The following is a 13718-nucleotide window of genomic DNA, read 5'->3' on the forward strand; positions in this document are numbered from 1 at the left end:
GTTTCATAATTATAGGTTTTTAAGGTTGTTGTTTTGTTCTGTTTTCTGTTACAAACATATAACAACTTAAAAACCTGTAGGTTAAAACATTAGTCGTACCTTTGCGCCTTTTTTTGAGCGAAAAAAATGGCTCAAAATCGCAATTTAAACTTTAAATATGTTAGGTTAAATTTATTTATAAATCGTTCAATGAATAAAAATTCTAAAATTGACTTTATAAATCAGAGGTAAAAGTAAAAAAATTCTTACAATAAAGTTTATGCTTCAACTATCCTTAATTTCCGATTTGTTAACAAAACTTTAACTTTCTAGTGTTTTCAGATTCTACCAATATCTCCAATTTTTGGGTGTTTTCCCCTATTAAATTTTCTATTTTTTGTGGCCATTCAATCAAATTCCAATTATCTGAATCCAGGTAATCTTCAATTCCAATATCTAAAGCCTCTATCTCATCTTCGATCCTGTAAAAATCAAAATGATAAACAGATCCTTTCTCTGACTCGTAATGGTTAACTAGTGAAAACGTTGGACTGGAGGCTACGTCTCGTATGCCAAGTGCTTTAACCAGCTCTTTTATAAGAGTGGTTTTACCAGCACCCATTTCGCCGTAAAAAAGCAAGGTTTTACTTTTTGTGTTACGTAGAATGTAATCTACGGCTGTATCCAGTTCTTGAAGTCTGTAGGTTAACTCCATAAATTCAAAATGTCAGATTTGGGATTGTAAATATAGGTAAAAAATAGATAAACTGCCTCACTCTCTTGAAAGTCAAGGGGATACAATTTAATTAAATGTATTTAATCGATGATAATGGTATTTTATCGATTATTTTGGATTTAGGACTACAAAGGGTATTACAACTTCTTCAAGTGAAACACCTCCATGCTGAAAAGTATTTTTGTAATAACTCACGTAGTGATTATAATTATTTGGATAGGCGAAGAAAAGATCCTCTTTGGCAAAAATATAAGAACTACTCATGTTAATGGTAGGTAAATAAACAGATTTTGGGTCTTGTATAGCGAATACTTCTTTATTCTCATAGGTAAGACTTTTGCCCGTTTTATATCTTAAGTTCAGGCTAGTATTCTTGTCGCCAATAACCTTTGAAGGGTTTTTTACATTAATTGTTCCGTGGTCTGTAGTGATGATTAGCTTAAATCCAGATTGTTGCGCTTTCTGGATAATCTCTAGTAAAGGTGAGTTTTTAAACCAGCTTTGAGTAAGGCTTCTATAGGACTTATCATTGGATGCAAGTTCTTTTATCACTTCCATCTCGGTTTTAGAATGGGATAGCATATCAACAAAATTGTAAACTACCACCGTTAAGTCATTTGATTTTTGGGTTTTAAAATTATCTACTAACTTCCTACCAGCTTTAAGACTACTTATTTTATGGTATTCAAATTTGAGATCTTCTCCCAGTCGATTTAATTGCTCTTTCAGAAATTGAGCCTCAAACTGATTTTTACCTCCTTCTTCGGTATCATTTTTCCAGTATTTAGGGAATAGTTTTTCCATTTCACTTGGCATTAGGCCAGAGAAGATGGCGTTCCTTGCATATTGAGTAGCCGTTGGTAGAATGCTGTAATAAGCGCTTTCTTTTTCCTTTTTATAATAAGGATTAATAATTGGTTCAAGCGTCTTCCATTGATCGTATCTTAAATTATCTACGACTATAAGTAAGGTAGGCTGGTCTTTCTTTAATTCAGGTAGAATATTCTTTTTAAATAATGTGTGAGACATAACCGGTGGTTCGGCATTCTTTTCAAACCAACTTTGATAATTCTTTGATATGAATTTGAAGAATTGATTATTTGCCTCCTGCTTTTGTGACTCAAGAATTTCAACCATACTTGAATCTTCAATATCTTCTAGCTGAATTTCCCAGTATACCAGTTTCTGATATAGTTCTGCCCACTCCTCGTAAGAATTCACCTGAGACATTTCCATGGCGATCTTTCTGAACTCCTGCTGATAATTAGATGTTGTTTTTTCAGAAATAAGTCTCGAGTGATCCAGATTCTTTTTAATGCTAAGCAGGATTTGATTAGGATTGACCGGTTTGATAAGGTAGTCTGCAATCTTGGAACCGATGGCTTCTTCCATGATATATTCTTCCTCACTTTTTGTGATCATCACAATAGGCACCGTTTCTCTTTTTTCCTTGATCTCAGCTAGAGTTTCCAGCCCGGTAAGACCAGGCATATTTTCATCCAGGAAGACAATATCAAAATTTTCAGTTTCAATTTGCTCTAATGCTTCAGTTCCACTTTTACAGGTTGTCACGTCATAGTTGCGGGCTTCCAAAAACATAATGTGTGGTTTCAGCAGATCTATTTCGTCGTCTACCCATAAAATTTTGATATTATTCATAAAGTGTTTCTGTATTTATTGATTGAATAAAAATGTAAATAGCCGGTAGTATCTTACTTAAATTGAAGAATATACTTTGGCTAAATTCATATATGTATCTTTGTTTTGAATTTTAGAAAAATAAAGCTTGGCTTCCCAAACTAAACTTAAAATATTAAACGATCCAATTTACGGTTTTATTACCATTCCTAATGAGCGGATCTTTCAGATTATTGAACATCCTTACTTTCAAAGATTACGCCGAATTTCTCAAATGGGATTGTCTTATTTAGTATATCCAGGTGCACATCATACCAGATTTCATCATGCCCTTGGCTGTGTGCATTTAATGCAGAAAGCAGTTCGAGTCCTTAAGTATAAAGGAGTTGAGATTTCTGATAAGGAAGAAGAAGCTCTTTTGATCGCTATTCTAATGCATGATATTGGACATGGACCATTCAGCCATGCCATGGAACATAGTTTAGTGGAAGGTGTTGATCATGAGACTATTTCACTTCTTTTCATGGAGGAAATGAATGCGAATTTTAACCAAAGTTTAACGCTGGCCATAAAGATCTTCAAAGGTAGTTATGAAAGAAAATTTATGAATCAGCTAATATCCAGTCAGATGGATATGGACCGTTTAGATTATCTTAAAAGGGACAGTTTTTATACTGGTGCTGTAGAAGGTAATATTAATAGTGAACGTTTAATTACCATGCTCAATGTGGTAGACGATGAGCTTGTTGTTGAAGAAAAAGGTATCTATTCCGTAGAAAAATTCCTCATAGGCCGCAGATTAATGTACTGGCAGGTTTACCTGCACAAAACAAGTTTAGTAGCAGAACAATTACTTATTCGTGTTCTTAAAAGAGCAAAAGAATTGATTGGCCAGGGACATACGTTGCATGCAAGCGGATCCCTGATGTATTTTCTGGAAAATAAAATTACCAGAGAGGAATTTGATTCCAAGACCTTAAATATGTTTTCACGTCTGGATGATAATGATGTGATCTCTGCAATGAAAGAGTGGATGTATTCTGATGATTTTGTACTTAGTAATCTTTGCGAAATGATCATTAACAGGAATCTTTTGAAAGTTAAGATCAAAAAGAAAAAACCTACTCAGGATAAACTAGAGAAAAGATCGTTGGCCCTTCAAAGGAAATACGGAATTTCAGAAAAGGAAGCTTCTTATTTTGTTTTTGAAGGAGAAATAGCAAATCTGGCCTATAAACGTGAAAAGGATAATATAAATATTCTTCATAAGAATGGAAAGATCAACGATGTAGTAAAGGTTTCAGATCAATTCAATTTAAAAGCCCTCACAAATACTGTGACTAAATACTATATGTGTTATCCAAAAGTTAAAGATTAGCGCATTTTTTTTACTTTTGCCAGAATGAAGTTTACAGCAGAGCAAATAGCCGAGATATTAGAAGGTAAGGTTGAGGGCAATCCTGAGGCGGAAGTTTCAGAACTAGCCAAAATCGAAGAAGGAGCGGAAGGTTCTCTTACTTTCTTGAGCAATCCTAAATATACTTCCTTTTTATATACAACCAATGCATCTATTACGATCGTTAATGATGATTTTGAAGTAGAGCAACCAGTTAATACAACTCTTATTAAGGTAAAAGACGCCTATAAGGCCTTTTCAACCTTGTTAGAATACTATAATCAAATTAAGCTGAATAAGTCTGGTATAGAATCACCTAGTCATATTTCAGAATCAGCCACATACGGCGAAGGATTATATCTAGGTTCGTTCTCATATATTGGAGATAATGTGAAGATAGGAGAAAATGTAAAGGTATATCCCAATGTATATATAGGAGATAATGTAAAGATCGGTGATAATGTTACAATTTTTGCCGGAGTAAAAATATATTCAGAAACCTTGATTGGGAGCAATGTCACTATTCATAGCGGAGCTGTTATTGGGGCAGACGGATTTGGATTTAGTCCTGGAGAAACAGGTGAATATAGCAAAGTGCCTCAAATAGGAAATGTGGTGATTGAAGATCATGTGGATATTGGTGCAGCTACTACTATAGATCGTGCGACATTAGGATCTACTATTATTAGAAAAGGAGTGAAGCTGGATAATCAAATTCAGATAGCTCATAACGTTGAAATAGGCGAGAATACAGCCATCGCGGCACAAACAGGAATTGCCGGATCAACTAAAATTGGTAAGAATTGTTTAATTGGAGGCCAGGTGGGGTTCGCCGGCCACCTTACCATTGGGGACCGTGTAAAGATCCAGGCTCAATCTGGAATTGGTCGTGATATCAAAGATGATGAGATGTTGCAAGGTTCTCCCGCAATTGGATATAGTGATTATAATAAATCCTATATACATTTTAAGAATCTACCCCAAACTATGAATATTATAAACCAACTAGAAAAAAAATTGAATAATGGCTGATAGAATTTCGAAACAAAGAACCATTCAGGAGGAAGTTTCTCTTGAAGGTGTTGGCCTGCACACAGGGAAAGAAGTGAAGCTTACATTCAAGCCAGCTCCAGAGAATACAGGCTACGTGTTTAGAAGAACAGATCTTGAAGGAAATCCCGAAGTTGAAGCCGATGTAAGTTATGTGGTGAATACCCAAAGAGGTACTAACCTCGATAAAAACGGGGTGACCATTCAGACCTCAGAACATGTACTTGCGGCTTGTGTAGGTTTAGAAATAGATAATCTATATATTGAGTTAGATGCTTCAGAACCACCAATTATGGATGGTTCTTCAAAATTCTTTGTGGAAGCTTTAGAGAAAGCGGGTACCGTAGATCAGGAAGCAGACAGGGATGAATATATTGTTGATGAGATCATCTGTTATCGTGATGAGAATGGCAGCGAAATTATTGCTATGCCTGCAGATGAATATCAGGTAACTACGATGGTAGATTTTGGCACCAAGGTTCTTGGAACTCAAAATGCATCTATAGAGCATTTATCTGAATTCAAGAAAGAAATAGCCGATTCCAGAACTTTCAGTTTTCTACATGAAATAGAAACTTTGTTAGAGCACGGCCTTATTAAAGGTGGTGACCTTAACAATGCGATCGTCTATGTAGATAAAGAGATCAGCGAAGAAACTTTAAAGAAACTCAGGGTAGCTTTTAACCGGGATGAAATTTCAGTTAAACCAAACGGAATACTTGACAACCTTACCCTTCATTATCCAAATGAAGCTGCTAGACATAAATTATTAGATGTACTTGGAGATGTGGCACTTGTGGGAACCCGAATTAGAGGGAAGATCATTGCAACTAAACCAGGTCATCACGTAAATACTGAATTTGCCAAAAAATTAGCTAAAGTAATTAAAGCTGAAAAAAGGAATAATGTACCTAAAATTGATCTTTCACAGGCGCCATTAATGGACGTGAATGATATTATGGATACATTACCGCACAGATCTCCTTTCCTGCTTGTAGATAAGATCTATGAGCTAACAGATACGCATGTAATCGGGATGAAAAATGTTACTATGAACGAACCATTTTTCGTAGGACATTTTCCTGGTAAGCCTGTAATGCCCGGAGTTCTTCAGGTTGAAGCAATGGCACAAACAGGAGGGATCCTGGCTTTAAAATCTGTTCCAGACCCAGAAAACTATCTTACATTCTTTATGAAAATCGATAATGTAAGATTCAAAAGACAGGTGGTGCCTGGGGATACACTTATATTTAAATTAGAATTATTAGCTCCAATAAGGAGAGGAATTTGTCAAATGCAGGGATATGCCTATGTAAATGGACAACTTGCCACAGAAGCCGTTTTAATGGCACAAATAGTTAAATCAAAATAAATAGAATGAACCAACCTTTAGCATATGTACATCCGGGAGCTAAAATTGCCAAAAATGTGGTGATTGAGCCTTTTGCGACGATACATAATAACGTAGTGATTGGAGAAGGTACCTGGATTGGTTCCAATGTTTCTATAATGGAAGGCGCACGTATCGGGAAGAATTGTAGTATTTTTCCAGGAGCCGTTATATCAGCTGTTCCACAGGATAAAAAATTCAACGACGAAGACACCCTTACCGTTATTGGTGATAACACTACCATTAGAGAATGTGTGACTATTAATAGAGGTACTACAGATCGTATGAAGACTGTGATTGGCAACAATTGCTGGATCATGGCTTATTGCCATATTGCCCATGATTGTATTGTTGGAGATAACTGTATTTTTTCAAATAACAGTACTCTTGCTGGTCATATAAATGTTGGAGACCATGTTATCCTTGCGGGTATGGCAGCTATTCAGCAATTTTGCAGTATTGGTAATCATGCCTTTGTTACCGGCGGATCTTTAGTTAGAAAAGATGTTCCACCGTTTGTAAAAGCCGGTCGCGAACCTTTAAGTTATGTTGGTATCAACTCAATAGGACTTCGTAGAAGAGGCTTTACTACGGAAAAGATTAGGGAGATCCAGGATATTTATAGAATATTGTATCAGAAAAATTATAATAACTCTCAGGCAGTAGCAATTATTGAAGCAGAAATGCAGGCAACGGCCGAAAGAGATGAAATATTAGAATTCATTAAAAACTCACAAAGAGGTATCATGAAAGGATACTTCAGTTCAAATTAAGATAAAGAATGGCATCAACTAGCGATATTAGAAACGGACTTTGTATTAGATATAATCATGATATTTACAAGATCATTGAGTTTCTTCATGTAAAGCCGGGAAAAGGACCTGCTTTTGTAAGAACTAAATTGAAAAGTGTTACTACCGGGAAAGTACTTGAAAATACTTTTTCTGCTGGTCATAAAATTGAAGATATTCGAGTTGAGACTCATAAATTTCAGTTTCTGTATGAGGATGGTGAATTCTGGCATTTCATGAACGTAGAAGATTACACGCAGATCAGGCTTACAGAAAATGCTTTGGATATGCCAAAACTTTTAAAGGAAGGTGAAGTTGTAACTATCCTTATTAATACTGAAGATAACATGCCACTTTCTGTAGATATGCCGGCAAGTGTTATTCTTGAGGTTACTCATACAGAACCTGGTGTGAAAGGAAATACAGCTACAAACGCCACTAAACCGGCTACTGTAGAAACAGGTTTTGAAGTAAACGTTCCTTTATTTATCAATGAAGGAGACAAGATCAAGATCGAAACCGATAAAGGTACCTACAAAGAAAGAATCAAGGAATAAATGAAATTCCCCCGAAAATATTCACTTACGGAGATAGCAGAACTAATTGACTGTAATTATAAAGGAGATTCTGAATTCCCGGTTCTGGGAATGAATGAGATTCATGTGGTAACTCCAGGTGACATCGTATTTGTAGATCATCCTAAATATTACGATAAGGCGCTGCAATCTGCCGCAACTGTTATTTTAATTAACAAGGAAGTAGAATGTCCTGAAGGCAAAGCGCTTTTGGTTTCTGATGATCCATTCCGGGATTTTAATAAATTAACCAGGCATTTTAATCCTTTCAAAGGTTCAGTTAAAGCTGTGTCAGATTCAGCAAAAATTGGTGAAGGAACTTATATTCAACCAAATGTAGTTCTGGGTAACGATGTGAGAATTGGTAAAAATTGTTTGATACACGCTAATGTAAATATTGGCGATAATTGTATTATTGGTGATAATGTAGTTATTCATGCCGGTACTGTTCTTGGGGGTGATGCTTTCTATTACAAAAAAAGACCGGAAGGCTTTGATAAATTACTTTCTGGTGGCAGAGTAGTAGTGGAGAATAATGTTGAAATAGGTTCAAACTGCTCGATAGACAGGGGAGTGACTGGAGATACGATCATAGGCGAAGGCTCAAAACTGGATAATCTAATTCAGATAGGTCATGATACCGTAATCGGTAAAAAATGCATCATCGCTTCGCAGGTTGGTATTGCCGGCTGTGTTATCGTAGAAGATGATGTAACTATCTGGGGCCAGGTTGGAATTAGAAGTGACATCACTATTGCAACCGGAACCGTATTAATGGCTCAATGTGGGGTTTCTAAAGATACTATTCCAAATACCACATATTGGGGCACGCCTTTTGGAGAAGTACGTACAAAATTGAAGGAATATGCGGCGATAAAGAAATTGCCGGAGATTGTAAAAAATTTAAAATAAGTAAACTATGGGTTTGAGAACAAAAGAAATTGTTAAGAAATTCTATGAATCCAATTTTTATAAGGATGAAGATGTTTTGAGAAGCTATCTGCATCCAGAAGTGGAACTTTCCTGGTATGGGACAACTGGATTAAGAAGGTTGAACCTGGAAGGTATTGCACAGATCAGTGAGCAATTAGCCAATTCTTATGAATCTCTTAGAGCTGAAGTAGAAAAGGTTATTGCAAAAAGTGATAATGTAGCAATTCATTTTACTTATCATGTACGAACTATTGAGAACCCGGAAGAGGAAATGCCTTTGGCTCACTTTTTAGCAATGTGGGAAATGAAAGATGGTAAACTTTTTAAAGGTGTTCAAATAAGCCAGTTAGGCGAGGAGATCGATGAAAATCCCTGGTCGTAATTATATAGAAACTTACAAGCCCTCCACTTAATAGTTGAGGGTTTTTTATTTTATTTTAATTCTATGTTTGTAGAATGAAAATATTTTTCTACATTTGTAGAGTAATATAAAATTATATGGAACTTTCAAACGCAGAAGAACAACTAATGCAGATCCTTTGGAAAAAGGAAAAGGCTTTTATGAAAGATCTGGTAGAAGCTTATCCAGATCCTAAACCGGCATTAACAACTGTGGCTACGCTTTTAAAACGAATGCAGGCTAAAAATTTTGTGGGCTACATACAAATAGGGCGTTCCAGAGAATATTTTCCTAAAGTATCTAAGAAGAATTATTTCTCTAAGCAAATGAATGGAATGATTAAATCATTCTTCAATAATTCTGCTTCACAGTTTGCTTCATTCTTTGCTGAAGAGTCCAATCTTTCTGAGAAAGAATTAGTAGAGCTTAGAAAGCTTATAGATGAAAAGATAAAAAAGAAGTAGGATGTTAGAATATATCGTAAAATCAGGCTCTTGTTTAGTGGTGCTTTTCTGTTTCTATAAATTATTTATGGAAGGTGAAAGTTGTCATAGAATTAAGAGAGCCTATTTGCTTCTGGCGCTGACCATTTCGATAATTTTACCCCTTATTACCATTAGTTATGAAGTTGATGTTCCTGCGAAAGAAGTCGGAGAAACTTTTTTTTATTCAGTACAAAAAAATGACTCTGAAGTTGCTGAAATTTCCAACTGGGAAGAACAGGCACCCTATCTTCTATTGCTGATTTATAGTATTGGGGTTGTATTCTTCGGTTTTAGATTTTATAAGAATTTGAGCGCATTAATTTCTGAAGCAAAAAGAAATGACAAGCAGCAAGATTTGCCTTATATCTATGTTTTGCTGAGTAGAAAACTTAACCCTCATTCCTTTTTTCAATATATTTTTTTGAATAAAGAAGAATACAGAAATCACGAAATTTCAAGTGCAGTAATGGAGCACGAGAAAGCACATGTAGATCAAAAACACTCGCTAGACCTGCTTTTCATAGAATTACTGCATGTGATCTTCTGGTTCAATCCCGTATTTATCTACTTCAAAAGATCGGTTAAATTAAATCATGAATTTCTTGCAGATAGTCGTGTAATTAAGAAGAATTATAATCCTCTGGATTACTCAAACCTTTTATTTCAATACAGTTCCGGGCGTCATCACAATTCTTTATCGAGCCCAATTAGTCATTCATCAATCAAAAAACGAATTATTATGATTACAAAAAGTTTTTCGCTTAGGCGGTTAGTATTAAGATTAGTTATTTTTTTCCCTGTTCTGGGAGGATGTATTTATCTTTTCAACGAAGATATTGTTGCTAAACCTAATTATATAAAGTCTGTGAACAATCCAGTTTCTTTCGTTGAAACAATTCAGGAGAGAAAGACGCTAATTATCAAAGTTGTAGAAAAGAATATCTGGTTAAATCAAAAAGAAGTAAACCTGAATAATTTCAAGGATGCTGTAAATAGAATAACCAGTAGCTGGTCTCAGGAGGAAATGAAAAAACCATTGTTTCAAATAGATTTTCAAAATTCGACAACCGAGTTTATAGAAAGGCTAAATAAAGAATATCGTAAGACAAAGTTGTCTAAAATTTCTGAAACTGAATTTTTCGCTCCAAGTCCGGTAGCTCCGGGTGCAACTCCAGCACCGCCACCACCACCACCACCACCGGTAAAAAAGAGGGTAGGAAAGGTTCCTGCGCCAGCAGATGTTAATTCAGATAAGTATAGCGATAGAGAAAGTCTTTTCAGCGTTCGTATTACTGGAAAAACACTTAAGGTAGACGGCGAGGAAATTAAAGCTAAAGACTTTAGTAAGACTCTGGACAAACTGTCTGAAGGGAAGACAGATGAGGAATTAAAGAATTATAACTTCAGAATGCATATTTCAGACCCTGCACCAGGATTTATGGAAAAATTGAATGAAGAGTTCAAAAAATCTAGAATGTCTAAAGTTACGGGTCACGATATTTTGCCTCCGCCGCCTCCAGCCCCGCCAGCAGCTCCCGTTCATGAAGAATCATCGGAAGTTAATAGAGCACATAGAGAAAGAGCGCGTGAGTGGAGAGAAATGAAAGATGCTGAAAGGGAAGCGATTGAAGCAGAACGTGTAAGAATTAGAGAGATTGAAAACCGGCTAAGGGAGGATGAAAAACTAACCAAAGCTGAACGTAAAGCCATGCTACAGGAAGTAAATGTAAAAGAGGTGGAAGTGCAACGTAAAATGAAGGAGGTTGAAAGAAGTCATGCCGAAATTGAAAGAGAACATAAGGAAATGGAAAGAGAGCAAAAACGAATGCAGAGAATTGAGCATAATGTGCCTGATGCACCATCTCCACCGCCAGCCCCAGATCCTATAGAATCGATAAACAAATTAGAAAAAGCGGGAGGGGATTTTTTTCACAACGGAAAGAAAGTTTCTGCAGAACAAGCTAGGAAGATTGTTCGGGAAGAAGAATATTCCATGATAAGGGTTAGAAAGGGTAGTAGTGGTAAAGATGAGCTTGAAATAATAGATTAATTATCATTTTATATTGAATTGGAATCCCGAATTATTAATTCGGGATTTTTTTATCTGGTCTCACTTCAGAAAAAACACTATTCAATTCAATATTATAGACATTCAATGAATTTTGGTCCTTGCTATGTCTTCCTCAGCTTATATTTAGTAAGGTAAAACCAAATAGTAGCTAAAATTTTAAACTATGTCTTTTATCCAGCCTGATAAGCAAAATGAAATAAATGAGGATATAAAAAAAATGACCAGATCTATAAACGTTTTAAGTGTTTTGGTTTTATCACTTTCATCATTAATTTTCATTTATATCATCACATTATAGATCTTAAGATTTCCAGGCATAGGCTTATTTTATTTTACAATCCCGATCCTAATTGATCGGGATTTTTTATTTCAGCTGAATTTTATATGAATTTTAAGGTTTTTTCACTCAATAATCTATAAAATGACTTTAGGGTTTATATTTAAAAACATACTTTTGTAATCCAAAATTCAAAAGACACTTATGAGCGTTTTAGTCAATAAAAATTCTAAAGTAATCGTGCAGGGTTTTACGGGAAGTGAAGGTACTTTCCATGCCGAGCAGATGATAGAATATGGTACAAATGTAGTTGGTGGTGTAACTCCTGGTAAAGGAGGTCAGAAACACCTTGATAAACCTGTTTTTAATACAGTATCTGATGCGGTTGAGCAAACAGGAGCAGATGTATCTATTATTTTTGTACCGCCGGCATTTGCCGCTGATGCGATTATGGAAGCTGCTGATGCAGGTATAAAAGTAATTATCACGATCACAGAAGGTATTCCTGTTTCTGATATGGTAAAAGCTTCAGATTATATCAAAGGTCGTGACTGTAGATTAATTGGTCCTAACTGTCCTGGTGTGATTACTCCTGGAGAAGCAAAAGTTGGTATCATGCCAGGTTTTGTATTCAAAAAAGGTAAAGTAGGTATCGTTTCTAAGTCTGGTACTTTGACATATGAAGCTGCAGATCAGGTTGTAAAACAAGGTCTTGGAATTACTACCGCTATTGGAATTGGTGGAGATCCTATTATTGGAACTACTACGAAAGAAGCTGTTGAGTTATTGATGAATGATGATGAAACCGAATGCATAGTCATGATCGGTGAAATTGGAGGTCAATTAGAAGCAGATGCTGCACAGTGGGTGAAGCAAAATGGAAATAAGAAACCTGTGGTAGGATTTATCGCTGGTGAAACTGCTCCAGCAGGACGTACAATGGGTCATGCCGGTGCGATCGTTGGAGGTAGTGAGGATACAGCTCAGGCTAAGAAGAAAATTCTTAAAGAGAATGGAATTCATGTTGTAGACTCTCCTGCTGAAATTGGAAAGAAAGTTGCTGAAGTTTTAAACAGCTAAACGAATAATATCTTTTATCTAAAATCCTTCTGTTAGATTCCAATCGGAATATTTCAGAAGGATTTTTTATTAGAGGCCTACTCAGGTTTTGTTATATTTGGAAAGTCAATTAACCAAGATCATTTAATATGAAATTATTAGAAGGAAAAAATGCTATAATTACAGGTGGTAGCCGGGGAATAGGTAAAGGCATCGCTGAAGTTTTTGCTAAACATGGAGCAAATGTTGCTTTTACATATAATTCATCATCTCAATCTGCAGAAGAGCTTGCAAAGGAGCTAGAGACTTTAGGAATAAAGGCTAAAGCTTACCAGTCTAATGCAGCCAGTTTTGAAGAAGCACAACAATTAATAGACAGGGTTAATGAAGATTTTGGCTCTATAGATATTGTTGTAAATAACGCCGGAATCACTAAAGACAATCTTCTTATGAGAATGAGTGAAGAAGATTTTGATAAGGTGATCGAGGTTAACCTTAAGTCTATATTTAATATGACCAAGGCTGTGCAACGTACGATGTTGAAACAGCGTAGTGGTAGCATTATTAATATGAGTTCTGTTGTGGGGGTAACGGGTAACGCCGGTCAGGCGAATTATGCGGCATCAAAGGCTGGAATCATTGGTTTTTCCAAGTCTATGGCTCAGGAATTAGGATCGCGTAATATTCGAACTAATGTGATCGCTCCAGGTTTTATAGAAACTGAAATGACTGAGAAATTAGACGAGAAAACTGTTCAGGGTTGGAGAGATGCTATTCCATTGAAAAGAGGTGGTAAGCCAGAAGATATTGCAAATGCATGTGTATACTTAGGGAGTGATCTTAGCTCTTATGTAACGGGACAGGTTATCCATGTAGATGGTGGGATGCATACCTAAGATGCTCAGTTTATAAGTAGATCGTGAGATAATTCTTTAAAA

13 protein-coding genes are annotated in these 13718 nt (G+C 35.8%); 11 read left to right on the plus strand and 2 right to left on the minus strand.

The features are described 5' to 3' along the window. Positions 1–289: 289 nt before the first annotated feature. Positions 290–694 (minus strand): tRNA (adenosine(37)-N6)-threonylcarbamoyltransferase complex ATPase subunit type 1 TsaE, encoded by a 405-nt coding sequence (gene tsaE / locus G530_RS0113060; RefSeq protein WP_026934963.1) that lies wholly within the window; start codon positions 692–694, stop codon positions 290–292. Positions 695–823: 129 nt separating this feature from the next. Next, positions 824–2374, minus strand: coding sequence for a T9SS response regulator signal transducer PorX (porX, locus tag G530_RS0113065; RefSeq protein WP_026934964.1), 1551 nt, complete (start codon positions 2372–2374; stop codon positions 824–826). Between the two features lie 127 nt (positions 2375–2501). On the opposite strand from porX, the gene G530_RS0113070 reads away from it, so the two are divergent. The 11 genes from G530_RS0113070 (at position 2502) to fabG (ending at position 13676) form a co-directional block, all read left to right on the plus strand. Further along, positions 2502–3731, plus strand: coding sequence for an HD domain-containing protein (locus G530_RS0113070; protein WP_026934965.1), 1230 nt, complete (start codon positions 2502–2504; stop codon positions 3729–3731). Between the two features lie 24 nt (positions 3732–3755). Further along, a complete protein-coding gene (gene lpxD / locus G530_RS0113075) occupies positions 3756–4781 on the plus strand; it encodes a UDP-3-O-(3-hydroxymyristoyl)glucosamine N-acyltransferase (protein ID WP_026934966.1) in 1026 nt (341 codons plus the stop codon). After that, positions 4774–6171, plus strand: a complete 1398-nt coding sequence (locus tag G530_RS0113080) for a bifunctional UDP-3-O-[3-hydroxymyristoyl] N-acetylglucosamine deacetylase/3-hydroxyacyl-ACP dehydratase (protein ID WP_026934967.1) — start codon at positions 4774–4776, stop codon at positions 6169–6171. Before lpxD ends, G530_RS0113080 begins: the two co-directional genes overlap by 8 nt. Before the next feature lie 5 nt (positions 6172–6176). After that, the gene (lpxA, locus tag G530_RS0113085) at positions 6177–6962 is read left to right on the plus strand and encodes an acyl-ACP--UDP-N-acetylglucosamine O-acyltransferase (protein ID WP_026934968.1); all 786 of its coding nucleotides are present in this window, start codon (positions 6177–6179) and stop codon (positions 6960–6962) included. An 8-nt stretch (positions 6963–6970) separates the two neighbouring features. Next, on the plus strand, positions 6971–7537 hold the full coding sequence (gene efp / locus G530_RS0113090) for an elongation factor P (protein WP_026934969.1): 567 nt from the start codon (positions 6971–6973) through the stop codon (positions 7535–7537). Beyond that, complete coding sequence (locus G530_RS0113095; protein ID WP_026934970.1) at positions 7538–8467, plus strand: UDP-3-O-(3-hydroxymyristoyl)glucosamine N-acyltransferase; 930 nt, start codon at positions 7538–7540, stop codon at positions 8465–8467. It abuts the gene before it with no gap. A gap of 7 nt (positions 8468–8474) precedes the next feature. Continuing rightward, positions 8475–8870 carry a nuclear transport factor 2 family protein gene (locus G530_RS0113100; protein ID WP_026934971.1) on the plus strand — a complete coding sequence of 132 codons (396 nt, stop codon included), beginning with the start codon at positions 8475–8477 and terminating at the stop codon, positions 8868–8870. 116 nt (positions 8871–8986) lie between these two features. Next, complete coding sequence (locus G530_RS0113105; RefSeq protein WP_026934972.1) at positions 8987–9352, plus strand: BlaI/MecI/CopY family transcriptional regulator; 366 nt, start codon at positions 8987–8989, stop codon at positions 9350–9352. A gap of 1 nt (position 9353) precedes the next feature. Continuing rightward, entirely contained in the window at positions 9354–11423 is a 2070-nt protein-coding gene (locus tag G530_RS17375) for a M56 family metallopeptidase (RefSeq protein WP_084519470.1), read from the plus strand. 502 nt (positions 11424–11925) lie between these two features. Beyond that, positions 11926–12801, plus strand: coding sequence for a succinate--CoA ligase subunit alpha (gene sucD, locus G530_RS0113120; RefSeq protein ID WP_026934973.1), 876 nt, complete (start codon positions 11926–11928; stop codon positions 12799–12801). A gap of 128 nt (positions 12802–12929) precedes the next feature. Continuing rightward, entirely contained in the window at positions 12930–13676 is a 747-nt protein-coding gene (gene fabG, locus G530_RS0113125) for a 3-oxoacyl-[acyl-carrier-protein] reductase (protein ID WP_026934974.1), read from the plus strand. Positions 13677–13718 lie beyond the last annotated feature (42 nt).

The sequence above is a fragment of the Christiangramia echinicola DSM 19838 genome, from assembly GCF_000423065.1.
Lineage (GTDB): Bacteria > Bacteroidota > Bacteroidia > Flavobacteriales > Flavobacteriaceae > Christiangramia > Christiangramia echinicola.